The sequence below is a fragment of the Ruegeria sp. HKCCA5426 genome (genome assembly GCF_013034585.1).
Taxonomy (GTDB): Bacteria; Pseudomonadota; Alphaproteobacteria; order Rhodobacterales; family Rhodobacteraceae; genus Ruegeria.
In genome coordinates this window covers 438650-465074 of sequence record NZ_WQGH01000001.1, presented here as the reverse complement: position 1 = coordinate 465074, position 26425 = coordinate 438650, and the positions used below count along the sequence as shown (strand labels likewise).

The following is a 26425-nucleotide window of genomic DNA, read 5'->3' as shown; positions in this document are numbered from 1 at the left end:
GAATGGCGGAGAGACAGGGATTCGAACCCTGGAGACGGTTTCCCGCCTACACACTTTCCAGGCGTGCGCCTTCGACCACTCGGCCACCTCTCCGTGGGCGCGATATTTGGACTATCGCTTGGGGATTTGCAAGGCCCGAATATAGCGAAAATTCAACCTTTTCGGATCGCGCTTAAACCGGCCTCAGACCTCATCCCCGTCGCTGTCGGGCATATCCGCCTCGGTCATCTCGATCGGGGAAGACTTGTCTGTGTCGGTCGGGGTGTTCCCCGCCTCATTTGCCGGTTCAGGCGTAGGCGCGGCTGGCGATTCCCTAAGCGTCTCTGGGTTACGCAGCCAGACGTCGCGTTGGGCGAACGGAATCTCGATACCTTCGTCGGCAAAGCGTCGGTTAATCTCGTGATTCATGTCCGATTTTACCGAAAGCACCCAGTTCACGTCGCGCAGGATGGCCCGGATCTCAAAATCCAACGAATCCGCGCCAAATCCCTGAAACACGACGCTGGGCGCGGGATTGGCCAAAACCATTGGGTGCGCATTGGCGACTTCGCCCAATATCTTTTCAACCAGTTTGGTATCCGTCCCATAAGCGACGCCAACCGGAACAATGACACGCCCGATGGTATTGCCGCGCGTATAGTTGGTTACAACGCCGCTGATCAGGTCAGAATTGGGAACGATCACATCCGTACGATCAAACGTCTCAATCCGCGTAGACCGGACCGAGATGTCGCGCACGTAGCCCATCATCCCGTTAACGTCGATCCAATCCCCTTTTGAAATCGGACGTTCGACCAGCAGGATGATCCCAGACACGAAATTCGAGACGATGGTCTGCAACCCGAAACCGATCCCAACGGACAAGGCACCGGCGACAATTGCCAGCGAGGACAAATCGAACCCGGCAACCATAATGGCAACCAGCGCGGCCAGAAAAATTCCGATATACCCGGTGCCGGAAACGATCGCGTTCTGACCGCCGGGGTCAATGCTTGTCTTTGGCAGCAAAGAGTTGCGCAATCCGCCTTGCAGCATTCGGGTCAGGCCGTATCCGATCAGGAACACAATCACGAAGACGAAGAAGTTGCTTGGCGATATCGTCACTCCGCCGATATCAAAACCCAGCAACAGACGTGACCAAGCTTCAAGCAAATCGGTCTGACGCGCCCCCCAGTAAAGGGCAAGGATCGGCAAAGCAAAGATAGCCAACGCGAAACCGACCAGAACCGAAAACAGCGAATCCCAGACAGCTTCGCCCTGCCCCGTGATCCAGCCGTAGACCTGCGTAATGAAGCGCTGAAAAATGACCAACGCAGCAATCAGAACCAGCGTTTTTACTGCGGGAAAGACTATGGCTTCGGCCGCATTTGTATACCCGAAGACGGCTAGAACAGGTGTCGCAATACCCAGAAGCAAAAAGGCGCGCCGCAGGAATTCGACCAGTTGGCTGAAGCCTGCCGCCCGAGCTAAACTTGGGGCTTCGGCCTCGTCTGGTTGCGCGTCATTGGTCCGGATATGGCGCACCCGAAGCAGCAACAAAGCCGTGGCCACGATGACAGGAAAACTAGCTACTGCACGCGTGGAATCCGAGATATTTTCGATCTGCTCGAACAAGACGGCCAGTTCATGAAGGATGAGCATCGCAGCCAGCAGATCAATATAGACGCGAAGTTCCTTGATCCTGGCAGCGGACAGACGCTTGAACCCTCTGGCCTGCCCCATCAAGTATACTTGCCGCCCGATCCAGTCATAAAAGAAGATAATTCCAGCCCAGTATGGCACTTCCTCAAGCAGCAAGGTGCCCCGCACACCCAGCACCCCGGTCAGGTTAATTGCGACAACTGCGGCTAGGACACCCAACCACGGCAAGATGATCCGCAACAGGGATATCACAAATGTCCAGACGCCCGTGCCAGAGCCCCCGAGCTTCCGCAGGTAATCACCGCCCTTTTCCGACCAGTGCCGCCCGAAAATCAGCAACACCGCCGAAATGACCAACAGGACAAATATCCCCAACCCGCGCTCTCTCATTTGCTCGCGGGCGACATCCGTTCTCAGGTTTTCGGTTATTTCATTGATCAAGCCACGGGCGGCTTCTTTCACGTCCACCCACGCAGGTGCCCAATATGTAGGATTAAGAGGCGACGGTCCTCGTTCCAACAACTCTTTGGTCTGACGGTGCCGGATGATCTGGTCTATTTCACTGATAAGCCCGTTGGCCCTGCTATACGCCTCTTCGGATACAACACGCGGCACCCGAAGGCTGTTGAGCTGTTCTTCCAGATGCGCACGGATCGTCGCAATGTCTTCGGGTTCAGAGGCGTCACCCTCAGGTTCTGGCCCCAATGCCTTGAGTTGACTTTCCAGCGTCTGAATACGTTCAGTATTCGCATCCCGCGCGCGATTAAAGACCTCTCGGTACTCGTTGATTTCAGAACGCAGGTTCTCCAAAGCAGCATTCGAAGCGCGGTTCGCTTCGATTACCGCTTCGGCCCGGTCCGCCGTGCTGATCCAGCCCTGATAATACTCACTTTGTCGGTCGGTCAGTTGGGCGGCAACAGGGCCGCCCCAAACGGCCAAACAAACCGTTACAAGGGCAAGAAACAGGCGGACCTGCCGCGGCATCATACGTCCTCGAACACGCCAGGAATGCTGCGGGGGGCTTCGGTCATCCAATCAGGCACCGGCAGCTCTTTTTCACGCAGGAATTCCGGGTTGAACAGTTTGGACTGATAGCGTGTGCCATAGTCGCAGAGGATCGTCACAATGGTATGGCCCGGCCCAAGATCCTTGGCCAGACGCACGGCACCGGCCATGTTGATTGCGGTCGAGCCGCCCATGACCAGACCTTCCTCGCGCAGCAGACTAAAGATGTAGGGCAGCGCCTCGTTATCTGTCATCTGATAGGCATAGTCGGGCTTGAAACCCTCAAGGTTCTTGGTGATGCGCACCTGACCGATCCCTTCGGCGATCGAGCTGCCCTCCATCGCGATTTCACCGGTAGTGTAATAGGAATAAAGCCCCGCGCCCATCGGATCGACCAGGCCGATCTTGACCCCTTTGGGCTGCAAAGCATCCGCGACGCCTGCCAAAGTCCCACCGGAGCCCACGGCGCTTACAAAACCGTCAACCTTGCCGCCGGTTTGCTCCCAGATCTCTGGGCCAGTGGTTTCCACATGCGCCTGACGATTTGCCACATTGTCGAACTGGTTGGCCCAGATCGCACCATTGGGTTCGGTCTGCGCCAGTTCCTCGGCCAGTCGGCGCGAGTAATGCACAAAGTTATTGGGGTTGCGGTAAGGCGCGGCGGGAACCTGCACCAGTTGCGCCCCGGCAAGCCGCAGCATGTCCTTCTTTTCTTCGGACTGGGTTTCCGGGATCACGATCACGGTCTTGAACCCCATCGACGCCCCAACCAGCGCAAGGCCGATTCCGGTGTTTCCTGCGGTGCCTTCGACAATGGTTCCGCCGGGCTTCAGCTCACCCCGCGCGATGGCGTCCTTGATTATATAAAGCGCTGCGCGGTCCTTGACCGATTGGCCGGGGTTCATGAACTCGGCCTTGCCAAGGATTTCACACCCGGTTTCTTCGCTGATGCGTTTCAGCCGGATCAACGGCGTTTTTCCTACTGCGTCAGCAAGGTCTCGTGCAATGCGCATGGCACCCTCTTTTCTTTACATATCAACGAAGATTTACAGTCGACGCGCGACAACCACAAGCCGCGATAACTATGCCCGCAAACGGTTCTTGTGACGCGCCAGCCAATTGGCCAACATCAACAGGGGTAAGTCCTTGAACCCATTGTTGTCCACACGGTCCATGAACTCGGCAAATGGCAGAATTTGAGTGCGAATATCCTCGCCTTCCGAAGCGACCCCACCGTTTTCAACTGTCTTGGTCAGATCGGCCAGTCCGACATAAAGGTGAATGTACTCGGTCGACGACCCGCTTGAGGAATAAGCACCCCCTACATATTCCAAGCTGCTCAGGTCTACTCGCGCCTCTTCAAGCACTTCTCGCTGCGCCGCCTGCGCGGGGGATTCTCCGGGGTCAATCATTCCTGCCACCGGCTCCCACATCCAGGGTTCGGGATCGTCAATCAAGTAAACCGGGGCTCGGAACTGCTCCACCAGCAGGACCGTGTCCCTTGCAGGATCATAGGGCAACACCACGACAGCGCTGCCCTGCATCAAGGCGCTGCGATTCAGGACCGGCCCCATGGTTCCGTCATGCTGGCGGTGCTGCACTCGAATCTCGTCCATGCCGAAATAGCTTAGGTACGCCCGTTCATGCTGATGCAGAACGACATCTGACCCAACATCGCGCAGATCACCGGTCTGTCGACGCCGCGCGGCCATTCGCGCCCACGCCCGGGTTCGGATCGACGGAAAGCAGCGTGCGACCGCTTTGGCATCCATCCGACCGTAAAAGCTCATAACCTCCTGAGCTGCGGCGATCGACAACTCCCCCCACTGATCGATCCAAGCTTGCAAGGACCAGCGGTCGCCGGGAAACCATAGATCGGGTTCGGGGAAAAAGACGCTTGCCTGCGTTTGCGAACCGTCTTCCAGGTGAATCGTTCGCGGGCTGAGGTCATAATCGAACCCGCCTTCATAAAACACCAGACGCCGCAGGTCTTCTGGACCCAGCCCTTGCACCAGCAGACCGTCTGCTTGGCCGGATTTTTCTTTGACGATCATCGGAAATGGCTGCCCTTCTACGCTGTACACTGCGTGCCCCGGTAAAGCAGCCTGCTTTACCTCAAGACGTGACAATGGACGACCCAATACCAATTCCAACAATGGCAGGTATCTGAGCGTTCCATAGAAAAAGAGATTAGACAAAGAAGAAGTCTCGTTTGCAGACAGGAATTTATCGCCAGCGGCGGCTGGCCTCTTCTGTGGCAAGGCCTGCCACCACCCCACCGATTGCCAAGGTCAGCAGGATTTCGGACGTCAGAAGCAATTGACCATACTCAATACCGATCTGGAAAATCGCCAACAGGGCTTCGAATGGGCCATTGTATCTGTGGCGCATCGCCAGACTGAACATTTCGTAACAGCCTTGAAGGAACAGCCCCCAGAAAACCAAAGTGGCAATTCCCGTCATGCCGTTATTGATCGCCGCAGTCCATCCTTTGCCCGCGCGCTTACCCATGACGGTCCAGCCACAAACAACGCCCAAAACCATGTTAACAAAGGTGAAAGCGCCGTAATCTTTACCCTCTTCCCCATTCTCGATGATCATGCTCGACACGAGAAATGCCACCACCAATAGACAGATGGCGGCAATAAGACGTGAGGCACTGGGCATTGGGCAGATCCGTTAACTATGCTGGTTTTGCTACGGTAATCTGTGTCACATCGCAATTGCCGGTGTCAAAGGCTGCGCCGCAGGCGGTCAAATAATAATTCCACATGCGGCGAAAACGCTCATCAAATCCCATTTCTGAAATGACATCCCATTTGTCGTTGAATGTCTCGTACCAGCGTCGCAGGGTCAGATCATAGCTTTTGCCAAATTCCTTTGATGTCACGACGTTCAGCCCGGCTTGCGTGACCTGCTCTTTCAACACCGAAGGTGCCGGAAGCATTCCACCCGGAAAGATATATTTCTGAATGAAATCAACACCATTTCGGTAGACGTCCCACCGATGATCAGCCACGGTAATGATCTGCAATGTCGCCTGCGCGCCTGGTTTAAGGCGCTCTCTCACAGTTTCGAAATATGCTGGCCAATATTTCTGCCCAACCGCTTCGAACATTTCAATCGACGCGATGCCATCGTATTGGCCCCGCTCGTCGCGATAGTCCTGAAGTTTGAACTCGACCAAATCAGAAAGCCCTGCTTTTTCAATTCTTTGCCTGGCAAACTTCAACTGCTCTTGGCTAATCGTCAGCCCTGTGACCCGCAAGCCACGCTCTTTCGCAGCGTATTCCGCGAATCCGCCCCAGCCGCAGCCAATTTCAAGAATATGATCACCCGGCTTTGCGCCCATTTCATCAACTAGACTGGCGTATTTCGCCGTCTGCGCGTTTTCGAGACTTTCCTGCCCCGTCTCAAACAAGGCGCTGGAATAGGTCATCGTATCATCCAGCCATAAGGCATAGAAATCATTGCCCAAATCATAGTGGTACGAGATGTTCTTCTTTGCCTGTTTCCGGCTATTGCCATGCAACCAGAACCGTAAACGTTCATAGGTCTGAACAAGGAACTTGCCGGTAAAGTCGTCATAGACCGTTTCAGTGCCCAAATGCACAAGATCCATGAAGGACCGCAGGTCTGGGGTGCTCCAGTCTCCTTCCAGATAGGCGTCGGAAAAACCCAGCTCTCCTTCGCGGATCAGTCGCGCGAAAACGTCGGGGTTGTGAATGTCCACCCGTGCGACAGGTCCGGGCTTGGCGCCCTCGGTTCGAAAAATGCGGCCATCCGGCAGAGCGATATCAAGCCGCCCGGATTCCATCTTGTTCAGCATTTTCAGAACTTGCGCGAAATACCTCGGCAGGCCCTTTTGCCCTTCTGTTGTCGTATGGATCATCCGCTTTCCCCTATGCGGTTGTTGTTTCAGGCTAGGACGAGTTTGTGTTTCTGGCAAGTTTTCAGTTCCTTAGTGGTTTTTTAGGCCTTCATAAGCCGCAAGTGCACGTGCGCGACCGGCAGGCAATTCAACAATCGGGTTGGGATACAAATCGGTCTCAGAGATGCCCCAAGAACGTGGAACGGCGTCAAAATACGCACACGCCGTCGCGGGTGGCGTTGACTGCCCTTCGGCAATCCAACGGCGCACATACTCCCCGCTCGGATCGAATTTTTCCTGCTGAGTCAGAGGGTTAAAGATACGGAAAAACGGAGAGGCATCAGGCCCCGAGCCTGCAACCCACTGCCAGCCCATCGCGTTACAGGCTGAGTCCCAGTCGATCAGACAGTCAGCAAACCACTGCATCCCAATTTTCCAATGCGTCATCAAATGCTTGGTCAGGTAACTGGATGTTATCATCCGTGCCCGGTTATGCATCCGGCCCGTGACGTACATCTGGCGCATCGCGGCATCTATAACCGGAATTCCGGTTCTGGCCGTTTGCCAGGCAATCACCTCGGGGCGAGTGGCGTCCGTATTCCACGGAAACATCTCCCACTCTGGTTTCCAATTCTCTGCCAACAGGTGTGGCGTATGGAACATCAGGTGGTAAGCGAACTCTCTCCACACAAGCTGGCGCAAGAAGGCATCGGTCCCTGACACTCCAGTCATCGCCGCGTTTTGAACGGCGTGCCAAACGGAGCGCGGGCTTATTTCCCCCAAAGACAGATATTCAGACAGATTGGACGTTGCATCACGATCCAGCCGATCCCTGTTTTCAGAATAATGCGCAATCCGGTCCAGAAAGCCTTGAAGCGCTTCGAACGCTGCGGCTTCGCCTGCCTGCACATAAGGGGCCACGATTGTCGCCCCACGGTTCATACCTTGGGCCAAATTCCACTCTGACAGATCGTCTGAATCCGGCCAACTCTGCGGACCCCGCAACGTTGCAGGCGCAGGTTCAGGCGGCGCGACGTCCCGAACCCGTACTGCCCGCCACATTGGTGTGAAAACGCGGAACGGCTGACCCGCTTTGGTCGCAACGGTCCAAGGCTCGAACAGCAGATGACCGGTGAAAGACTTTGCCTCGATGCCCTGCTCTGACAATCGCGACTTTACATCCGAGTCCCGAGTAATTGCATCGGGATCATATGCCCTCGTCCAGTGTACGGCTGTTGCCCTTGTCTGCGCGATAATATCTTGCAGAACCGCAAGAGCGCGCCCGCGACGCAGAACCAAACGACTGCCCAAATTGTTCAGCGCTCGCGCCAGCGTATCTACGCCCAATCCCAAACGCCATTTGGGTGCAGCCCCGAGTGCTTCGGCTTGGTCGTCCAGAATAAATAAGGGAATAACGGGCCGTCCCGAGGCGACCGCAGCCGTCAGCGCGGGATGGTCCGACAGGCGCAAATCCCGTCGGAACCAAACAATAATCGGTGGCCGCTCGTTTTCCATTTTTGCCCTGTTTTCTTCGATCTACGAAACAGGGCTGAAAGTGGATCACAAAACAGCGTCAAGTGCATTCAATAATTGATCAATTTCCTGTTGAGAGGTGTAGTGCGTAAAGCTGACGCGCAGCACGCCTTGGGTTAGATCAACCCCCATCGCCTTCAATGGCCGCACTGCATAGAAGTCGCCCCCGCCTGCCATGATACCGTATTTCACGAGATCAGCCGCCACCGACTCTGCGTTGCGCGTAAGAGCCAGTGCCACCGTCGGCGCGCGCCGAGTGGCATCGGAGGTTCCGATCAGCCGAACGGCATTCCGATCCTTGACTGCGTCCAGAACCGGCTGAAGCAAGGCCACTTCCTGCCCGCGCATAAGGTCATGTACAAAGGCACCGCGTTCAGTGGCGTCGCCATCCGGCCCGTTGTGATGGTCACACAGAAGGTCGACATAATCCGCCATACCTGCGCTCGCCGCGATTTGCGCATGGTCGGGGCCAGCGGGTGTAAATCGTTTATACAGCACATCCGCGTTGAAATAATGCGCCTGATTGGGCAGCAGTTCTCCGAGAGATTTCCGGATCACCATGCAGCCCTGATGCGGTCCATAGGTTTTGTAGGCGGAAAACAGGTAAATATCCGGCCCAAGGTCTCCGACATTCGGAAACCCGTGCGGCGCGTATGAAACACCGTCGACGCAAACAAAAGCGCCCGCCGCATGTGCGATGGCCGTGATTTCGGTGACAGGGTTGATCTCACCGATCACGTTCGAACAGTGGGGGAAACAAACCAGACGCACCTTTTCATCCAGCAAGTGTTCAAGATCGTGCGGGTTCAGCGACCCGGTCTCGGGGTCGATCTGCCATTCGCGGACCTCAATGCCTTCATCCGCAAGCCGCCGCCAAGGACCTGAATTCGCCTCGTGATCCTGATTGGTCACGACAATGGCGTCGCCCGGCTTCATCCACTGGCGAAATGCCTGTGCCAGAACATAGGTGTTTTGAGTGGTCGACGGGCCAAAACTGAGTTCATCAGTTTCAACGCCCAGTATGGTCGCCATCCGGCTTCGGGCCTCGTCCATTTCTTCCCCCGCCAATCGGCTGGCTTCATAGGGACCATAAGGTTGAACCTTGCGTTGGGTATAATATCGGCTCAGCCTGTCGAGAACCGGTTTGCAGGTGTAAGAACCGCCTGCATTCTCAAAAAACGCCTGCCCCTGCAGGCCAGGTTCGGAAAACGCCGGAAACTGTGACCGAACAAAGTTGATATCCAGAGTGCTCATGGCACGGGCCTCCTTGATCATGCACTTAAATCCATGAGGAGCCCGCGCATGATTTCGGTCCCCTCGAAAATCATGGCAGGTCTTCCAGCCCAGCCTGTGCTTTGGAAACACCGGCAGCCCTTGCGGATCACAAGGACGGGGCCAAATTGCCCAGAACACCGTTAATCGTCAAGCGGGCCCTCCTTCACGACAAAAAAAGCCGGGCGTTTAGACCCGGCTTTGCAACGTGAATTGGATAAATTAGCCCTGAACCTTGGTGTAGGTCCCCTCGCCCGCAAGAATACCGCGAAAGCCGCCCGGCTCATCCAAACCAAAAACGATCAGCGGCAAGTTGTTATCCCGTGCAAGCGCGATGGCCGATGCATCCATAACCCGCAGTCGCTTGGCCAGTACATCGTCATAGGTCACCGTGTCATAGCGCACGGCATCTGAGTGTTCTTTGGGGTCTTTGTCATACACGCCATCGACACCGTTTTTGCCCATGAAGATCGCCTCGCACGCCATTTCGTTGGCGCGTAGCGTCGCGGCGGTGTCGGTGGTGAAATAAGGGTTTCCGGTTCCGGCCGCAAAAATACAAACCCGCTTTTTCTCAAGGTGACGCACGGCGCGGCGGCGGATGTAGGGCTCACAGACCTCATCCATCCGAATGGCCGAGATAACGCGGGTAAATACGCCGACTTCTTCCAAGGCGGACTGCATCCCAAGCGCGTTCATCACGGTCGCTAGCATTCCCATATAATCAGCGGTAGTGCGTTCCATCCCCTGTGCCGAACCGCTTAGGCCGCGGAAAATGTTGCCGCCGCCAATGACCATGCAGATTTCGACGCCTAGATCGTGAACCGATTTCACCTCTTGCGCGATACGCTGAACGGTCGGTGGATGCAGGCCAAAGCCTTGATCCCCCATCAGTGCCTCGCCGGATATTTTCAGCATCACGCGCTTGTACTTTGTTTTCGGGGGTTCAACTGTGTTGGTTGTCGGGGAATGGCTCATGTTGCGCTCCGGGCTGGCACGGGTTTAATTCCGGCGCAAAATGAAGCAAAACCTCGGCAGGTTCAATGCGGATGGTAAGGAATGAGGCGTGCCGGGATGACCAATGGCAAAACTCTGCAGACCCTGGGTCGCCTGCCCAAGATTCCGGATGGTGTTCCGGTACTGATCGCAGGCCCGACGGCGTCTGGAAAATCCGCCCTTGCGTTAGAGATCGCCGAACAGTTCGGCGGCGTCATCGTCAATGCGGATGCCAGTCAGGTATATGACTGCTGGCGCGTTATCTCGGCCCGTCCCTCAGTCGAAGAGGAGGCGCGCGCACCGCACGTGTTATACGGCCATGTCGCATTCGATCAGGACTATTCAACGGGTCACTGGCTGCGTGACGTCAAACCGATATTGGCGGGCGGTCAACGCCCGATCGTCGTAGGTGGGACCGGGTTGTATTTCTCGGCCCTCACCGAAGGTATGGCAGATATTCCAGCCACGCCCGCCGATGTGCGGGCCGAGGCGGACAGGCTGGACTTGTCCACTCTTATGGATGGTGTCGACGCAGAAACTTTGGCGGGCATCGACACGCAAAACCGTGCCCGTGTTCAACGTGCCTGGGAAGTGCAGCGGTCCACAGGCCGAAGCCTGCGCGACTGGCAGGCCGACACCCCGCCCCCGATACTACGGCTACACGACACCGTACCCATCGTCTTTGACGTGGACAAACAATGGCTTCTGGACAGGATAACGCGGCGTTTTGACATGATGCTGGACACTGGCGCGCTTGAGGAAGTGGAAGCGATGCGCGACAAGTACGATCCCACGCTTCCAGCCTGTAAAGCCATCGGCGTACCCGAGCTTATGGCCTACCTTGAAGGTCATATGTCGTTGCAGGATGCCCGTAAGCGCGCAACTATCTCGACCCGGCAGTTTGCCAAGCGGCAGCGGACGTGGTTTCGCGCAAGAATGAAAAACTGGAATCGGGTAGATTTCTCAAAGTGATACCTTATGCAGGCTGAACTCCAAGATCTGCGTTTCCAACGGCCCCTCAAATTTCCCCGAATCTCCGCTGCTGACGCAGCCAAAGAGGTACAACGGCGCACGTTAACCGGACATTGTTGCTTACAAACTCTGGCCACCGATGTCGCTTTTGTACCTCGAATGACGATTTCGAACATTGACCTGATTTAAATTCTGGTGCCGAATGTCCCCATGGGGGTGTTCAAATTCCGAAAAACAAGAACCCGAGAACCTGCTGCCCGACGTGTTCGGGTCTGAGCTGTTCGAAACTCTATCAATAAAAATACTATGTCACAGGGAGAGACATAAATGGAAAACCAAACAATCACCGGAGCACCGATGCACTGGGCGGCAGAAATGCATGCGCAAGAGTATCGGGACGGTAAACTTAGTCGGCGCGAATTCATGGCGCGCGCAACTGCATTGGGTGTCGCCGTTCCAGCCGCTTATGGCATGATCGGCCTGCAGTCACCTGCGGCAGCCCAAGAACCCCAGCGTGGCGGCACCATTCGCTATCAGATGGAAGTGCGCGCCCTGAAAGACCCGCGCACCTATGACTGGACCCAGATTGCCACCTTTACCGCAGGCTGGCTGGAATATCTGGTCGAATACAACAATGACGGCTCGTTCAAGCCCATGCTGCTGGAAAGCTGGGAAGCAAACGATGACGCAACCGAATACACCCTGAATGTCCGCAAGGGTGTCAAGTGGAATAACGGTGACGACTTCACCGCCGAAGACGTTGCGCGCAACATCGAAGGCTGGTGTGATGCAGGGCTCGAGGGTAACTCGATGGCGTCACGCATGGCATCGCTTGTAGATGAGAGCACCCAGAAAGCCGCAGACGGGGCCATCACTGTTGTCGACACTCATACCGTTAAGCTGAAATGCAGCGCCCCGGACATCACGATCATTCCGGGCATGGCCGACTATCCGGCGGCTATCGTGCACAGCAGCTTTGACGCAAATAACATGCTGGCCAACCCTGTCGGCACGGGCTTCATGATCCCAGAAAGCCACGAAGTTGGCGTCAAAGGTGTTCTTGTACGCAACGAAGAATTCGAATGGTGGGGCTATGAGGCCGGCAAAGGCGGCTACATCGACCGGATCGAGTTCATCGACTACGGCACCGACCCTGCGGCATTCCTGGCTGCTTATGAGGCCGAAGAGATCGACATGAACTGGGAGTCGGTCGGCGAGTTTGTCGATATCTTTGACAGCATCGGTCTTGTGCGTTCGGAAATCCCGTCGGGCTTTACCATCGTCATTCGCCCCAACCAGTTGGCCGAGGATGAGAACGGCAACAAGATCTATGGCGACAAGCGTGTCCGTCAGGCTCTGGCCATGGCGGTCGATAACGAAGTCTGTCTGGAACTTGGGATGTCAGGTTACGGCATTCCCGCCGACAACTGCCACGTTGGCCCGATGCACCCCGAGCACGACTCGGCTGTAACCCGCATCCCGTATGATCCTGCAGCGGCGAAAGCCCTGATGGACGAAGCGGGCATGGGCGACTTTGAGCATGAAGTTCAGTCCATTGACGATGACTGGCGTCGCAACACCACAGCGGCCGTCGTCGCGCAGCTTAACGACGCGGGCATCAAAGCCAAGCATACGATCCTGCCCGGCTCGACCTTCTGGAACGACTGGACCAAGTACCCCTACTCGTCGACCAACTGGAACCACCGTCCACTCGGCACGCAGGTTCTGGCTTTGGCTTACAAGTCCGGGGTGGCCTGGAACGAGTCCGGCTTTGCCAATGACGAGTTCGATACGCTGCTGGCCGAGGCAAACTCGATCGCGGATGTCGACCAGCGCCGCGAAGTGATGGCCAAGCTGCAAGCGATCATGATCGACGAAGGCGTCGTCATCCAGCCATACTGGAGGACCGCAATGCGCCACCACCGTGACAACATGGTGGGCGTCGAAAAGCACATCGCGGATCTGCCGCAGCTGTATAAGTTCGGCATCGTTTCCTAAGCCAAAAAAACACAAGGCCGCGCCTACCGGGGGCGGCCTTTTCGTCCTGACCACGGCGACCAGAAAAACAGCGATGCGTGCGGTAAAACCACCGACACGCTAGCCTACCAACAGGGGCTACCATGGGACTTTTCATACTAAGGCGCGTCGGCATTATGCTGTTGACCGCACTGTGCCTTACCTTCCTGGTCTTCTTTCTGACCAACCTCTACCCGAACCTTGAAAAGCTTGCGAAAACGCAGGGCAATTTCAGGATGTCGGACGAGCAAGTCGAAAGCTTTCTGGAAAAAGGCGGATACCTTCAGCCAACGCCCATAAAGTACGGCGAATGGCTGGGTGTTTTGCCTTCTTACAGACACACGAATGAAGACGGCACGGTGCAAGGCAGATGTATCCTGCCCGGCAAAACAGCCGAAGAATCTCCGAATTTCTGCGGGATTTTGCAGGGGTATTGGGGATATTCGACGGTCTTCAAGGAAGAAGTCTCAACTGTTGTTGGTAACCGGCTTGCGCTTACGGGACGTCTGATGTTCTGGGTCATGCTGTTGATGGTTCCATCCGCTTTGATCCTTGGAATTCTGGCGGGCATGAAAGAAGGGTCAGCCACCGACCGGACCCTTTCTACCTTTGCGATCACCACCACGGCAACGCCGGAATATGTGTCTGGTGTTATCTTCATCGCGATCTTCACCTCGTCTGCCGTCGGGCTGAAATGGTTCAAAGGGACCGCCACGCAAGCGATGGAAAATCCAACGTTCGAGAACTTTTTCCTGCCGGTGTTGACCATTGCCCTATACGGGATGGGTTACATTGCCCGCATGACCCGCGCCTCGATGACCGAGGTGATGACGGCGCAATACATCCGAACCGCGCGCCTGAAAGGTGTCTCGTTCCCGAACATCGTTATGAAACACGCACTGCGTAACGCGCTTATCGCGCCGTTCACCGTCATCATGCTGCAGTTCCCATGGCTGCTGAATGGCGTGGTAATCGTCGAGACCCTGTTCAACTACAAGGGCTTTGGCTGGGCGCTGGTGCAGGCGGCGGGGAATAACGACATCCAGCTCTTGCTGGCGATATCGGTCGTGTCGGTCTTTGTGGTGCTGGTGACGCAGCTGATCTCGGATATCGGCTATGTCTACCTCAACCCGCGCATCCGCATTTCGTAAGGAGGGATAGATCATGGAACCACTTACCTGGACCGGCTCTATCGCCTTCCTGAACCCGTTACTGGCCATAGCCTTGGCGCTGATGGTTATTTCGATCTTGGCCTGGATACTGGCCAGCATCATCCTGCCGGAACCCCAGATGACCGTGAACCCAGATGGGACGCTGACGTCTGGATCGGGTGTGAGAAACCTCATTCAAACCGTGCTGCGCTTTAGCTTTCTGGCAAGCGTCGGGCTGGGCGTTGCCTATATCGTTCTGGGCGTCCTCATGGGAACAAGCGCCGGTATCATCGGGGCCATGGCCCAACAATTCCTGCCTGTCTGGTTGTCGCTGGTCCTTCTCTACGCCATGTCGATTGCATTCAAACGTAAGCTGGGTCTGTACGGCAAACTGTTTGACAGCCCGATTGGTATGATCGGCTTTGGGCTTGTGATGTTCTGGGTGTTTACCGGCATCTTTGGCGCGCTTGACCTGATCGTGACACACGACCCGCTCTCGCAGGTTTCGGGGATGAAAAACAAAGTACCCGGGACACCTCTGCCCAGCATAGAAGACGGGGAGTACGCCTGGTATCTGCTAGGGGGCGACAATCTTGCCCGGGACGTGTTCAGCCGTATGGTCAAAGGGGCGTGGATCGTTGTTCAGATTGCCCCGCTGGCAACGATGTTTGCCTTCATGGTCGGGATCACGCTGGGCCTGCCTGCCGGTTACTACGGTGGTCGTCTGGACACACTGCTGTCGTTCCTGGCGAACCTGATTCTGGCCTTCCCGGTGATCCTGCTGTTCTACCTGCTTGTGACGCCCGAGATCGTGGCAACAGGTGTGCCGAACTATATGGCCGCTATCCTGTTCATCTTCCCGATCATCTTCCTTAGTGTGCTTCTGAACTCGCGCTATTACACAAGGCCGACGTTCCGCACACCGCTATTGATTGGTGTTCTGGGTGTTGCGCTGTGGCTGTATCTGTCGCTGATCTCAACGAATGGCTACATCGTAAACACGGACAACTACAGCATTTGGGGACTGCCCACCTATCTGGACCTTTTTGATGTGCCCGGAGGGATTTTAGTCGTCTTTGTGTCGGTGGTTTTTGTAAACTCACCAACCGTGTTCCGTATCGTGCGCGGTTTGGCGATGGACATCAAAACCCGCGACTATGTCGCTGCGGCTCAGACACGCGGTGAAGGGCCGTGGTATATCATGCTATGGGAAATCCTGCCCAACGCGCGGGGTCCGCTGATCGTCGATTTCTGTCTGCGGATTGGTTATACCACCATCCTTTTGGGGACATTGGGTTTCTTTGGGCTGGGATTGCCGCCGGAAAGCCCGGATTGGGGATCAACGATCAACGAAGGGCGTAAGCTGTTGTCGATCTATCTGCACCCCGCCCTGCCGCCTGCCTTGGCCCTGTTGTCTTTGGTTCTGGGACTGAACCTGTTGGCGGATGGTTTGCGCGAAGAAAGTCTGAAGGACTGATTGTGATCGAAGGCCGGGGGCTTTGCCCCCGGACCCACAGGATATTTTTAGCCAGATGAAGGGGATCCCCTGACTCTCGCGAGGAGTAAGCAAGATGAACAAACTGGCGGATTATGACGGGCCAATTCTTGAGATCGACAAGCTGTCGATTTCGTTTTTTACCCGTTTGCGGGAAATTCCGGCCGTTATGGATTTTTCGGTCAGCGTCCAGCCCGGGGAGGCTGTCGGACTGGTCGGTGAATCCGGCTGTGGCAAGTCCACTGTCGCGCTGGGGGTCATGCAGGACCTTGGCAAGAACGGGCGCATTGTCGGCGGTACCATCAAGTTCAAAGGGCGCGATCTAGCCGAGATGACGTCGGACGAGCTACGCGATATTCGCGGCAATGAGATCGCGATGATCTATCAGGAGCCGATGGCATCGCTGAACCCGGCTATGAAGATTGGCAAGCAGTTAATGGAAGTGCCGATGATCCATGAAGGCGTCGGTGCGGAAGAAGCCTATGCGCGCGCTCTGGAGGTGGTTACAGATGTACGCCTGCCTGACCCTGAGCGGATGCTGAACTCATTCCCACATCAGTTGTCGGGGGGGCAGCAGCAGCGGATTGTGATCGCTATGGCGCTGATGTCGAAGCCCGCGCTTTTGATACTGGACGAGCCGACAACGGCGCTGGATGTGACGGTCGAGGCTGCCGTGGTCGAGCTGGTCAAGGACTTGGGCAAGAAATACGGCACTTCGATGCTGTTCATCTCGCACAATCTGGGGCTGGTGCTAGAGACCTGCGACCGGCTTTGCGTGATGTATTCCGGTGAGGCTGTTGAGCGTGGTTCGATCCATGACGTGTTCGACGAAATGCAGCACCCTTACACGCAGGCGCTGTTCCGCTCGATCCCCCTGCCTGGGGCTGACAAGAACGCGCGGCCTCTGGTGGCAATTCCGGGGAACTTTCCTTTGCCGCACGAACGCCCGCCGGGGTGTAATTTCGGGCCGCGTTGTGACTATTTCGAGGAAGGCCGGTGTGACGCGCAGAACATTCTGATGGAGGCGGTGCCGGGCAACGACCGCCACCATACGCGGTGCCTGAAATTCAAGGAAATCGACTGGAACGCACCGATCACTGTGTCTGAGCAGAAGGAAAAAGCGGAAATCGGCCGTACTGTTCTGAAGATGGACAACCTCAAGAAATACTATGAGGTGGCCGCAAATGCCCTATTCGGTGGCGGTGAAAAGAAAGTTGTAAAGGCCAATGAAACCCTGAGTTTTGAGGCTCATGAGTCTGAGACCTTGGCCATCGTGGGTGAGTCTGGCTGTGGCAAATCCACATTTGCCAAGGTTCTGATGGGGCTGGAAACAGCGACCGATGGTCAGATTTTGCTGGATAACCGCAACATCGAAGCTGTGCCGATCGAGGAGCGCGACGCCAAGACCGTGGGTGAAGTGCAAATGGTATTCCAGAACCCGTTTGACACGCTGAACCCATCCATGACCGTCGGCCGTCAGATCATTCGGGCGCTGGAGATCTTCGGCCTTGGGAACTCTGAGGCTGAACGCAAAAAGCGGATGCTGGAGCTTTTGGACCTGGTGAAGCTTCCACGCGCCTTTGCCGATCGAATGCCGCGGCAATTGTCAGGTGGGCAGAAGCAGCGTGTCGGTATCGCCCGCGCCTTTGCCGGAGACGCGCGGATCGTGGTTGCGGACGAACCGGTCTCAGCGCTGGATGTATCGGTGCAGGCAGCGGTCACGGATCTGCTGATGGAGATTCAACGAGAACACAAAACCACGCTTTTGTTCATCAGCCATGACCTGTCTATTGTGCGATACCTGAGTGACCGAGTGATGGTGATGTATCTGGGTCATGTGGTCGAGTTGGGGACGACGGACCAGGTGTTCTCACCTCCGTATCACCCATATACCGAGGCCTTACTGAGTGCTGTTCCAATTGCTGATACGTCGATCGAAAAACAGCATATCGTTCTTGAAGGCGACATTCCGTCCGCAATGAGCCCGCCACCCGGCTGCCCTTTCCAGACGCGTTGCCGCTGGAAATCCGAGGTGCCGGACGGACGGTGTGAGCATGACGTGCCGCCCGTCAAAGCCCTTGCCGACGGCCATCAGATAAAATGCCATTTGGCTGATGATATTTTGGCGCGGATGGAGCCCGTCATCAAAATTGCGGCGGAATAAACGATCATAGCGAAAGAACCGGTCGTCGTGCCGGGTCTTTTGTCCCCGGATCGTTTGAATTACCCGCCCCAGATGACCTTTACGTAGTTCTGGGTTTCTTTGTACGGCGGAACACCGCCGTGCTTTTCAACCGCCTTTGGCCCCGCGTTATAAGCCGCCAAAGCCAAGCGCCACGATTTGAACTTGCGGTACTGCCACGACAGGTAACGCGCACCACCTTCCAGGTTCTGTTTGGGATCATGCGGATTCACACCCAAAAGCTGCGCAGTACCGGGCATCAACTGCGCAAGACCCAGCGCGCCCTTGTGCGATACGGCATGGGGGTTCCAGCCACTTTCCTGCTGAACAAGTCGAAGAAATAGATCTTCAGGCACATTGTGCTTGCGGGCCGCTTGGCGTGCCAAGGACAAGTATTGGCCGCGGTACTTACCGTTATAGCGCTTGTTGAACGTCCCCGAAGCTGTTTTTCGCTTGGGCTTCAGCCGTTCGGAATCGCGATACTGGGTTGCCGCACGGGTATCCAATATCTTGGCCTGTTTGAGAAAAATGTCCTTGCGACTTTTGGTAGACAATGTCTGAGCCGCAGCCGGAACTGAAACCAGCGCAAGGCAAAACCCTAAAAACCAACCAACCAGAAAACGCATTAATGCCAATCCCGCTCGTCCACGAACCCGACCGAGTATAGATATTTCAGTAAAAAATGAAAGCTTGGTAAAAATTTTCTGAGTGATTTGCTGCTCGGTGCGGTCTTCATCAACTATGTTTTAACCGCGCCGCAGGCCGTATAGGGTCGGCAGCAGAACACAAGCGCCAGATTCGGGCGCGATCCAGTCAGACAAGAACGAGGACATACATGGCGGGTTCAGTAAACAAGGTCATTCTGGTCGGAAATCTGGGCGCAGACCCCGAGGTCCGGTCGTTTCAGAACGGCGGCAAGGTGTGCAACCTGCGCCTTGCCACGTCGGAAACGTGGAAGGACCGCAACACCGGCGAACGGCGTGACCGGACACAGTGGCACTCGGTCGCGATCTTTTCAGAACCTCTGGCCCGCATTGCTGAACAGTATCTGCGCAAAGGCAGCAAGGTTTATATCGAAGGCCAGTTGGAAACACGCAAATGGCAGGACCAGTCCGGCCAAGACCGATATACGACAGAAGTTGTTTTGCGCCCCTATCGCGGCGAACTGACATTGCTGGATAGTCGTGGCGACGGCGGCGGACAGTCCGGCGGTTACGGCGGAGGCCAGTCTGGCGGCTATGGCGGCGGTCAGGCAGGCGGCGGTTACGGCGACCCCTACGGCGCGCCCTCTGGATCTCCTGCCCCTGCATCCGGTGGAATCGACGACGACGAGATTCCGTTCTAAGCAAAACGGAGATTGGTGATGACATGGTCCTTCTCACTCGGCCGATTATTTGGGTCGGAACTGAGGGTCCATGTCACCTTTTTCCTATTGCTGGCCTGGGTTGGGTTCGCGGCCTATTCCAGCGGCGGTGTATCGGCGGCCGTCCAAAACCTGATCTTCGTACTCGCCCTGTTTGCCTGTGTAGTGGCGCATGAATTCGGCCATGCGCTGATGGCTCGGCGTTACGGGATCAAGACCCCTGACATTACCCTTTTGCCAATTGGCGGGCTGGCTCGGCTGGAACGAATGCCGGAGAAGCCAATGCAGGAAGTCTGGGTCGCCCTTGCGGGCCCTGCGGTAAACATCGTCATCTGGATCATTCTGATTGCGTTCGGGGCCGGAATGCCTTGGGAAACGATGACGCAAATCGACAGCACGGCCCCCGGCCTTTTGAACCGGTTGGCCTATGTCAATCTGCTGTTGGCCGCCTTCAACATGATACCGGCCTTTCCAATGGACGGCGGACGGGTCTTTCGCGCCTTGCTTTGCCTTAAAATGGATCGCGTCAAGGCAACGCGGGTCGCGGCGCTTGCCGGACAAGCGGTCGCTGTGGGCTTTGGCTTTCTTGGTCTCAGCACGGGCAATCCACTGCTGGTTCTGATCGCTGTGTTTGTCTTCGTTGCAGCCAACGCAGAGAGTCAGGACGTGGCCATGCGATCTGTCGCGCGGCGGGTTATGGCGCGCGATGCGATGATCACCGAATACCAATCGCTGTCGCCGTCAGACACTCTGGCGACGGCCGCCCAAGCCGTTATTCATACCACACAGCATGAATTCCCAGTGTTGGACGCAGACGGAACGCTAAAGGGATTCGTGACCCGCAACCGCCTGTTTGCGGCTCTGGCTGCGGAAACTCCGCGATCAGACCTCGCCACTTCCATAATGGAAGCCGATATTCCGCAGGTAGAACTCACCAGCGGGTTGGAGACAGTTCTGGAACGTCTGCACAAAGGCGCGCCAGCCATAGCGGTTTGTACCAAGGCCGGTCACATGGTGGGCTACATTACGCGCGAAAACATCGGTGAGTTGATGGTCGTCCGGGGACGCTGATCAAGCGGCGGCCAGAGCGTCCTCGAGCACCGAAAAGACAGCTTCGCGCGGGACATCCGACGTTACGAATGCCTGACCGATTCCTCGCGCCAGAATGAAGCGCAACTGCCCGTCGATAACCTTTTTGTCCTGCGCCATCAGATCGACCAATGCCTCTGCCCCCGGAAGATCGCCCGGAATGTCGGCAAGGTCCGTCTTCATTCCCATCTGACGCAGGTGCGCGCGAACGCGGCTGGGGTCTTCTTGCGCGCACAAACCAAGGCGCGACGACAGCTCAAACGCAAGCGCGCAGCCAATGGCTACACCCTCGCCATGCAGCAAGCGGTCCGAATAGCCGGTTGCGGCCTCCAACGCATGACAGAAGGTGTGGCCAAGGTTCAGCAACGCGCGATCGCCCTGTTCGGTTTCATCGCGCGCGACGATATCGGCCTTCATCTGAACCGATCGCGTCACGGCCCGGACGCGCGCTGCCATGTCGCCGCCCGATACATCGGTGCCGTTGGCCTCGAGCCACTCAAAGAACGCGGCATCGCCCAGCAGACCGTATTTTACGACCTCACCATAGCCTGACAGAAAATCCCTCTGGGTCATTGTACCCAATACCGAGGTATCAGCCAGAACCAGCGAGGGTTGGTGAAAAGCCCCAATCAGGTTTTTCCCCTGTGGCGCGTTGATCCCGGTTTTTCCCCCAACCGAACTGTCCACTTGTGCCAGCAAAGAGGTCGGGATTTGCACGAACCGAACGCCGCGCCGCAAAACGGCGGCGGCAAAGCCTGCAAGATCGCCAATGACGCCGCCCCCAAGGGCCACGACAACATCGCGGCGTTCGACTTTTTCGGCTAGCAGCCATTCGACCGCGCGCTCAAAATGCTGCCAGCTTTTGGTGGCTTCTCCGGCAGGTAGAGCCCGCGCCGACATCTCAATTCCTGCGGTGGCAAGACCTTCGCGCAGCGCATCCAGATGCAAAGCTGCTACGTTTTCGTCCGTCAGAACCGCAACTTTGGGACGGTTGAGCAAAGGTGCGATCATCTTCCCCGACTGGCCCAGCAAATCAGGCCCGATCTCTACATCGTAGGATCGCTCACCCAGCTCTACATGTACGGTTTGGTGCATTAATTCCGTTCCAAAACATCCGGGCGCGTCATCAAGGCATCGACGACCCTGTCCACCATAGTTTCTATCGACGTCTCTCCGTCAGAAGTCACCGAGAGGTCGGCTTGCGAATAGACCGGCACACGTTCCTCATACAAGGCGCGCAACGTCGCATGAGGATCCGCTGTGCGCAGCAAGGGCCGCGTATCCTTGTGCTTGACCCGATTCCACAGCACGTTCAAATCGGCCTTTAACCAGACAGAAACCCCGCGATCGGTAATCATCTGGCGATTCTGACTGGCCAAAAACGCCCCGCCGCCGGTGGACAAAACACCTTTTTCTTCGTCCAGAAGCCGCCCAATGACCTGACTTTCCTTCGCGCGAAAAAACGGCTCACCGTCGCGTTCAAAGATTTCCGGGATAGTCATATTGGCCGCCGATTCGATCTCGGCATCGCTATCGAGGAACGGAACACCAAGCCTTGCAGCCAAAGCACGGCCAACGGCTGTTTTACCAGCCCCCATCATACCTACCAAAACCACTGTTTTATGCAGTATGAAGCTGTGATCGTGTTCGGACGTCACGGTGTTATGCTTAATTTCGCTCATTTCACCGTGAATGACGTGATCTTAAGAAAAATGCCAGTTATAACTTGGACAAAACACAAAATTGAGGCAGCGTTGAGCAATGGGTCGTCTGATCAAGTTCCTGATATATCTGGTTTGCCTGTGTTTCATCGGGCTGGTGGGCTACGCCTATCTAGGCCCTCTCTTCGGCGTGGATTTTTCCTCCCCGCAGCAAGAGATACGAGAACCGGTAATCCTGAATGTCGAATAAGGCCGCAGTTGCTGCGCTGTTTCTCGCCACTTCGGTCCACGCGCAGCAGGAACCACTTTCTGTTATTGAGTGGCTGAGCGAGCCACCCGAAAACCTGCCGGGTACTGTCTTGCTGGAACCCCCGGTTACGCAAACAGGTCTCGGACCCGAGGTCGAGGTCACGCGTCTGGAGGCGCTGTCGCAACCCTTGGGTCTTGTTTCATCGAACGTAACTGGCCTGCCCATCGGTCTTTGGCAGAACAGCGAAACGGATCGTCTGGCAGAACTGATCGCCCGAGTCCCGGTCAAGTACAACCCGGCCATGCAACGCCTGCTGTTTACCTTGCTGTTGTCCGAGGCGCGCGCGCCGTCCGGACCCGAGGCCGAAGAAACACTATTGCTGGCACGTCTGGACAGGCTGATGCAGCTAGGGGCGGCTGATCCGGCGCAATCTCTCGTTCAGCTTGCCGGCCCGACCAACAGCCGCGAGCGTTTCAAACGCTGGTTCGACGCGACCTTGCTGACCGGTGACGAAGACCGAAGCTGCACCGCATTGATTGCCCAGCCCCACTTGTCACAGGACTATGCCGCGCAGATTTTCTGCAAAGCCCGCCGGGGGGATTGGCCCTCTGCTGCGCTCACCCTGGAAGCCGCGCACGCGCTAGAGGTCTTGTCCCCCGAGGATCTTGATGTCCTTGACCGGTTTCTCAGCCCGGAACTGTTCGAAGACGCAGAATACTTGCCGCAGCCGGAAAACCCTGATCCGCTGAGCTTCCGCCTGTACGAAGCCATTGGCGAGCGTTTACCCTCTGCCCCTCTGCCCCGGGTCTTTGCGAACGCCGATCTGCGCGACGTTGCAGGCTGGAAGGCACAGATCGAAGCGGCTGAGCGTCTGACTCGTGTGGGCGCCCTGACACCGAACCAATTACTTGGGCTCTATACGGAACGATCCCCGGCGGCCTCAGGTGCCGTGTGGGACAGGGTCACAGCGGTTCAACAATTTGAAACCGCGTTGAACTCGGGCGACCCGACCGCCATCACAGAGGCATTGCCCATCGTATGGGAGCAAATGCGCAGCGTCGGGCTAGAGGTGCCATTTTCGGAACTGTTCGCAGGTCAGTTGTCTCACGTCACATTGGACGACCCGGCGGTCGAGCAATTGCGGTGGCGGATTATGCTGTTGTCTGACCTTTACGAAACTGCGGCCCTTTCCGCCCCCGATCAGTCAGAGGAAAGTCAGTTTCTGGCGGCGCTGGCGCAAGGTGATCCCGGGCGCGCCCCGTCCCCCTCTCCGTTGGCGGATGCGGTGGCAGAAGGGTTTGCATGGGCCGCGCCAGTGCCTTCGGACATCAATGCCCTGCTGTCCAATGACCAGTTGGGCGAAGCGATCCTTGAGACGATGGAGCTTTTCGCGCATGGCTCGCGCGGGAACCTTGTTGATCTGACGGCGGCTATTGCCACGTTGCGCCGCGTGGGTCTTGAGGACACCGCGCGACGCGCTGCACTGAACCTGTTGATCCTGCAGGGCACCTGATCATGACCGCCCCCGCCACTCAGGAGCTTTGGATTTCCACGTTTCTACAGGCACAAGCGGCCGAATTAGGTGCAGCCACGAATACGCTGCTGGCATATGGCAGGGATCTGAAGGACTTTGCCGAATGGTTGGATCGGCGAAAAACCGGTTTTCCAAAAGCAAGCCGCGACCAGATCGAGAGCTACCTGATCTACTGTGACGCGCAGGGGCTTTCACAATCCACCCGTGCGCGCAGGCTTTCAGCTATCAAACAGATTTACCGATTTGCGTTTGAAGAAGGCTGGCGTGAGGCCAACCCCGCAATTCAGATCAAAGGACCGGGCCGTCAAAAGCGCCTGCCAAAAACGCTGGACGTGCCCGAAGTCGACCGGTTGTTGCAAGCAGCGCGCGAAACCGGGCGTACCAAGGAAGATCGTGTGCGCAACACCTGCCTGATGGAACTGCTATACGCCACCGGAATGCGCGTGACCGAACTGGTTTCTTTGCCTGTGTCATCGGCACGGGGCGATCCACGCATGCTGCTGGTTCTTGGCAAGGGCGGCAAAGAGCGGATGGTCCCGTTGTCTCCACCCGCACGAGAGGCGCTTGCCGCGTGGTTGAGTGTGCGGGATGAGACCGAGGATCAAAAAGTTTCAGATGGCGCTCAGCGCTCAAAATTCCTGTTTCCCTCGCGTGGTAAATCCGGGCATCTGACGCGGCATATGTTCTTTCAACTGATCAAGGACCTTGCGGTTCAAGGGGGCGTTTCGCCCGAAAAAGTCACGCCACACACGTTGCGCCATGCCTTTGCAACACATTTGCTGGCCAACGGCGCAGATTTGCGTTCGATCCAGACCTTACTTGGCCACGCTGATGTTGCGACCACGGAAATTTACACGCATGTACTAGACGAACGGCTTGCCGAACTGGTGTACGAGCATCACCCGCTTGCCAAAGACCCCGTCGACAAGGGCTAACCCCTTGATCTGCAGGGGCAGCGCCCCCATAACCATTGCAGCAACACGAACAACCAAGGACCGATGGAACCCTCTTCTTCTCTGATCGACGGCGCATTCTGGTTTACGACCGGCGCCATTCTGTTTTTGCTCGTCCTTTCGGGCTTTTTCTCGGGTTCTGAAACAGCGTTGACCGCCTCGTCGCGCGGCAAGCTACGGGCGCAGGCCGACAAAGGGTCACGCGGGGCGCAAAAGGCGCTGGACATCACCGATGACAACGAACGCCTGATCGGCTCGGTCCTGCTGGGCAACAATTTGGTGAACATCCTCGCGGCGTCTTTGGCCACCGCTTTGTTCACGCGTCTCTTTGGGGAAAGCGGCGTCGCTTTGGCGACACTGGTCATGACCCTTCTGGTTCTGATCTTTGCCGAAGTTCTGCCCAAGACCTACGCCATCACCAACGCAGAAAAAGCGGCCTCGGCCGTGGCCCCATTGATCAGCGTAGTGGTGACCGTGTTTTCCCCGGTCGTTTCCGCGGTGCGCTTGCTGGTGCGCGGCGTTTTGCGCCTGTTTGGGGTGCAGATCGACCCCGACAGTAACATCCTTGCGGTACGAGAAGAGATCGCAGGCGCGCTGCAACTGGGCCATTCCGAAGGGGTTGTTGAAAAAGAAGATCGCGACCGCATTCTGGGTGCTTTGGATCTGGGTGATCGAACGGTGGAAGAAATCATGCTTCACCGCTCGAACATTGAAATGATCGATGCAGAGGATACGCCCGAGATTATCCTACAGCAGTGCCTGAAAAGCCCCCATACCCGCCTGCCCGTTTTCCGGGATGAACCCGAAAACATCGTGGGTGTCGTTCATGCCAAGGACCTGTTCCGCGCCATGTATGCGCATGCAGGCAGCAGCGAAGGGGATGCAAACCGGCTGAAAGAGTTTGATATCTCGAAGGTTGCCAACGACCCGTATTTCGTCCCGGAAACAACGACTTTGGACGACCAGATGCGAGAATTCCTGCGGATGCACAGCCATTTTGCGCTGGTCGTGGATGAATATGGTTCTCTGCGCGGTCTGATCACACTGGAAGATATCCTTGAAGAAATCGTGGGTGAAATTGCCGACGAATTCGATCTTGAAGAGGACGTCCCCGTTACGCGAACCGAGGACGGTCAGTTTTTGGTCGAAGGAGCGATGACAATCCGCGACGTGAACCGTGCGATGGAATGGTCCCTGCCCGACGAAGAAGCCAACACCGTCGCAGGTCTGGTTATTCACGAGGCGCAGATGATCCCGGTAACGGGCCAGGTTTTCTCGTTCCACGGCTTCCGCTTCGAAGTCACGGCGCGCGAGGGCAACCGGATAACCGAGTTGAAAATACGCCCTCTCTGACGCGCGACCAGCGACACAGCATGTCGGGAACGGAACAGTAAACCCAAGCCTGCGCTTGCAGGCTCGGGCCGAAACCGGATGGAGGCAGCAA

Annotated in this window: 22 protein-coding genes and 1 tRNA gene; 11 read left to right on the top strand and 12 right to left on the bottom strand. The window is 56.6% G+C overall.

Annotation, left to right across the window (positions count from 1 at the left end; all coding sequences use genetic code 11):
• Positions 1-3: 3 nt before the first annotated feature.
• The 9 genes from GOV87_RS02235 to pyrH all read right to left on the bottom strand — a co-directional run bounded on the left by GOV87_RS02235 (position 4) and on the right by pyrH (position 10297).
• Positions 4-93: transfer RNA gene (locus tag GOV87_RS02235), tRNA-Ser, on the bottom strand.
• A 90-nt stretch (positions 94-183) separates the two neighbouring features.
• Complete coding sequence (locus GOV87_RS02230) at positions 184-2625, bottom strand: DUF3772 domain-containing protein (protein ID WP_254447295.1); 2442 nt, start codon at positions 2623-2625, stop codon at positions 184-186.
• The gene (locus tag GOV87_RS02225; RefSeq protein WP_171210669.1) at positions 2625-3659 is read right to left on the bottom strand and encodes a cysteine synthase A; all 1035 of its coding nucleotides are present in this window, start codon (positions 3657-3659) and stop codon (positions 2625-2627) included. Before GOV87_RS02225 ends, GOV87_RS02230 begins: the two co-directional genes overlap by 1 nt.
• Before the next feature lie 69 nt (positions 3660-3728).
• Complete coding sequence (locus GOV87_RS02220; RefSeq protein WP_171210668.1) at positions 3729-4844, bottom strand: NUDIX domain-containing protein; 1116 nt, start codon at positions 4842-4844, stop codon at positions 3729-3731.
• 28 nt (positions 4845-4872) lie between these two features.
• A complete protein-coding gene (locus GOV87_RS02215; protein ID WP_171121219.1) occupies positions 4873-5313 on the bottom strand; it encodes a TrgA family protein in 441 nt (146 codons plus the stop codon).
• A 16-nt stretch (positions 5314-5329) separates the two neighbouring features.
• Positions 5330-6538, bottom strand: coding sequence for a cyclopropane-fatty-acyl-phospholipid synthase family protein (locus tag GOV87_RS02210; RefSeq protein ID WP_171121218.1), 1209 nt, complete (start codon positions 6536-6538; stop codon positions 5330-5332).
• A gap of 69 nt (positions 6539-6607) precedes the next feature.
• Positions 6608-8032 carry a deoxyribodipyrimidine photo-lyase gene (locus GOV87_RS02205; RefSeq protein ID WP_171210667.1) on the bottom strand — a complete coding sequence of 475 codons (1425 nt, stop codon included), beginning with the start codon at positions 8030-8032 and terminating at the stop codon, positions 6608-6610.
• 45 nt (positions 8033-8077) lie between these two features.
• Positions 8078-9304 (bottom strand): aminotransferase class V-fold PLP-dependent enzyme, encoded by a 1227-nt coding sequence (locus GOV87_RS02200; RefSeq protein WP_171210666.1) that lies wholly within the window; start codon positions 9302-9304, stop codon positions 8078-8080.
• Positions 9305-9544: 240 nt separating this feature from the next.
• Positions 9545-10297, bottom strand: coding sequence for a UMP kinase (gene pyrH, locus GOV87_RS02195; RefSeq protein WP_171121215.1), 753 nt, complete (start codon positions 10295-10297; stop codon positions 9545-9547).
• Between the two features lie 81 nt (positions 10298-10378).
• Here pyrH and miaA point away from each other — a divergent pair, with 81 nt between their 5' ends.
• The 5 genes from miaA (at position 10379) to GOV87_RS02170 (ending at position 18113) form a co-directional block, all read left to right on the top strand.
• Positions 10379-11287 carry a tRNA (adenosine(37)-N6)-dimethylallyltransferase MiaA gene (miaA, locus tag GOV87_RS02190; RefSeq protein WP_371813450.1) on the top strand — a complete coding sequence of 303 codons (909 nt, stop codon included), beginning with the start codon at positions 10379-10381 and terminating at the stop codon, positions 11285-11287.
• Positions 11288-11614: 327 nt separating this feature from the next.
• Complete coding sequence (locus GOV87_RS02185; RefSeq protein ID WP_171121213.1) at positions 11615-13285, top strand: ABC transporter substrate-binding protein; 1671 nt, start codon at positions 11615-11617, stop codon at positions 13283-13285.
• Positions 13286-13407: 122 nt separating this feature from the next.
• Positions 13408-14454, top strand: a complete 1047-nt coding sequence (locus GOV87_RS02180; protein ID WP_171121212.1) for an ABC transporter permease — start codon at positions 13408-13410, stop codon at positions 14452-14454.
• Positions 14455-14467: 13 nt separating this feature from the next.
• Positions 14468-15931 carry an ABC transporter permease gene (locus GOV87_RS02175; protein ID WP_171210665.1) on the top strand — a complete coding sequence of 488 codons (1464 nt, stop codon included), beginning with the start codon at positions 14468-14470 and terminating at the stop codon, positions 15929-15931.
• A 94-nt stretch (positions 15932-16025) separates the two neighbouring features.
• Positions 16026-18113, top strand: a complete 2088-nt coding sequence (locus tag GOV87_RS02170) for an ABC transporter ATP-binding protein (protein ID WP_171210664.1) — start codon at positions 16026-16028, stop codon at positions 18111-18113.
• 59 nt (positions 18114-18172) lie between these two features.
• Here GOV87_RS02170 and GOV87_RS02165 read toward each other — a convergent pair whose 3' ends face one another.
• Positions 18173-18757 carry a lytic transglycosylase domain-containing protein gene (locus GOV87_RS02165; RefSeq protein ID WP_171123046.1) on the bottom strand — a complete coding sequence of 195 codons (585 nt, stop codon included), beginning with the start codon at positions 18755-18757 and terminating at the stop codon, positions 18173-18175.
• 209 nt (positions 18758-18966) lie between these two features.
• On the opposite strand from GOV87_RS02165, the gene ssb reads away from it, so the two are divergent.
• Positions 18967-19476 (top strand): single-stranded DNA-binding protein, encoded by a 510-nt coding sequence (gene ssb / locus GOV87_RS02160; RefSeq protein WP_171123044.1) that lies wholly within the window; start codon positions 18967-18969, stop codon positions 19474-19476.
• A gap of 18 nt (positions 19477-19494) precedes the next feature.
• Positions 19495-20565, top strand: a complete 1071-nt coding sequence (locus GOV87_RS02155; protein ID WP_171210663.1) for a site-2 protease family protein — start codon at positions 19495-19497, stop codon at positions 20563-20565.
• Here GOV87_RS02155 and aroB read toward each other — a convergent pair whose 3' ends face one another.
• Positions 20566-21678, bottom strand: a complete 1113-nt coding sequence (gene aroB, locus GOV87_RS02150; protein WP_171210662.1) for a 3-dehydroquinate synthase — start codon at positions 21676-21678, stop codon at positions 20566-20568.
• The gene (locus tag GOV87_RS02145; RefSeq protein ID WP_171210661.1) at positions 21678-22265 is read right to left on the bottom strand and encodes a shikimate kinase; all 588 of its coding nucleotides are present in this window, start codon (positions 22263-22265) and stop codon (positions 21678-21680) included. Before GOV87_RS02145 ends, aroB begins: the two co-directional genes overlap by 1 nt.
• Positions 22266-22344: 79 nt before the next feature.
• On the opposite strand from GOV87_RS02145, the gene GOV87_RS02140 reads away from it, so the two are divergent.
• From GOV87_RS02140 to GOV87_RS02125, 4 genes are all read left to right on the top strand, one after another.
• The gene (locus GOV87_RS02140; RefSeq protein ID WP_171121204.1) at positions 22345-22494 is read left to right on the top strand and encodes a hypothetical protein; all 150 of its coding nucleotides are present in this window, start codon (positions 22345-22347) and stop codon (positions 22492-22494) included.
• Positions 22484-24007: a hypothetical protein gene (locus GOV87_RS02135; RefSeq protein WP_171123037.1), complete on the top strand. Its 1524-nt coding sequence runs from the start codon at positions 22484-22486 to the stop codon at positions 24005-24007. Before GOV87_RS02140 ends, GOV87_RS02135 begins: the two co-directional genes overlap by 11 nt.
• Before the next feature lie 2 nt (positions 24008-24009).
• Positions 24010-24963 (top strand): site-specific tyrosine recombinase XerD, encoded by a 954-nt coding sequence (locus GOV87_RS02130; RefSeq protein ID WP_171210660.1) that lies wholly within the window; start codon positions 24010-24012, stop codon positions 24961-24963.
• A 63-nt stretch (positions 24964-25026) separates the two neighbouring features.
• Positions 25027-26334, top strand: a complete 1308-nt coding sequence (locus GOV87_RS02125) for an HlyC/CorC family transporter (protein WP_171210659.1) — start codon at positions 25027-25029, stop codon at positions 26332-26334.
• Positions 26335-26425: the final 91 nt, after the last annotated feature.

Coding starts and splice junctions, on each gene's coding strand:
- GOV87_RS02230 (WP_254447295.1), bottom strand. CDS start 2,625: ATGCCGCGGCAGGTCCGCCTGTTTCTTGCCCTTGTAACGGTTTGTTTG.
- GOV87_RS02225 (WP_171210669.1), bottom strand. CDS start 3,659: ATGCGCATTGCACGAGACCTTGCTGACGCAGTAGGAAAAACGCCGTTG.
- GOV87_RS02215 (WP_171121219.1), bottom strand. CDS start 5,313: ATGCCCAGTGCCTCACGTCTTATTGCCGCCATCTGTCTATTGGTGGTG.
- GOV87_RS02210 (WP_171121218.1), bottom strand. CDS start 6,538: ATGATCCATACGACAACAGAAGGGCAAAAGGGCCTGCCGAGGTATTTC.
- GOV87_RS02205 (WP_171210667.1), bottom strand. CDS start 8,032: ATGGAAAACGAGCGGCCACCGATTATTGTTTGGTTCCGACGGGATTTG.
- GOV87_RS02200 (WP_171210666.1), bottom strand. CDS start 9,304: ATGAGCACTCTGGATATCAACTTTGTTCGGTCACAGTTTCCGGCGTTT.
- pyrH (WP_171121215.1), bottom strand. CDS start 10,297: ATGAGCCATTCCCCGACAACCAACACAGTTGAACCCCCGAAAACAAAG.
- miaA (WP_371813450.1), top strand. CDS start 10,379: ATGAGGCGTGCCGGGATGACCAATGGCAAAACTCTGCAGACCCTGGGT.
- GOV87_RS02185 (WP_171121213.1), top strand. CDS start 11,615: ATGGAAAACCAAACAATCACCGGAGCACCGATGCACTGGGCGGCAGAA.
- GOV87_RS02180 (WP_171121212.1), top strand. CDS start 13,408: ATGGGACTTTTCATACTAAGGCGCGTCGGCATTATGCTGTTGACCGCA.
- GOV87_RS02175 (WP_171210665.1), top strand. CDS start 14,468: ATGGAACCACTTACCTGGACCGGCTCTATCGCCTTCCTGAACCCGTTA.
- GOV87_RS02170 (WP_171210664.1), top strand. CDS start 16,026: ATGAACAAACTGGCGGATTATGACGGGCCAATTCTTGAGATCGACAAG.
- GOV87_RS02165 (WP_171123046.1), bottom strand. CDS start 18,757: ATGCGTTTTCTGGTTGGTTGGTTTTTAGGGTTTTGCCTTGCGCTGGTT.
- ssb (WP_171123044.1), top strand. CDS start 18,967: ATGGCGGGTTCAGTAAACAAGGTCATTCTGGTCGGAAATCTGGGCGCA.
- GOV87_RS02155 (WP_171210663.1), top strand. CDS start 19,495: ATGACATGGTCCTTCTCACTCGGCCGATTATTTGGGTCGGAACTGAGG.
- aroB (WP_171210662.1), bottom strand. CDS start 21,678: ATGCACCAAACCGTACATGTAGAGCTGGGTGAGCGATCCTACGATGTA.
- GOV87_RS02145 (WP_171210661.1), bottom strand. CDS start 22,265: ATGAGCGAAATTAAGCATAACACCGTGACGTCCGAACACGATCACAGC.
- GOV87_RS02140 (WP_171121204.1), top strand. CDS start 22,345: ATGGGTCGTCTGATCAAGTTCCTGATATATCTGGTTTGCCTGTGTTTC.
- GOV87_RS02135 (WP_171123037.1), top strand. CDS start 22,484: ATGTCGAATAAGGCCGCAGTTGCTGCGCTGTTTCTCGCCACTTCGGTC.
- GOV87_RS02130 (WP_171210660.1), top strand. CDS start 24,010: ATGACCGCCCCCGCCACTCAGGAGCTTTGGATTTCCACGTTTCTACAG.
- GOV87_RS02125 (WP_171210659.1), top strand. CDS start 25,027: ATGGAACCCTCTTCTTCTCTGATCGACGGCGCATTCTGGTTTACGACC.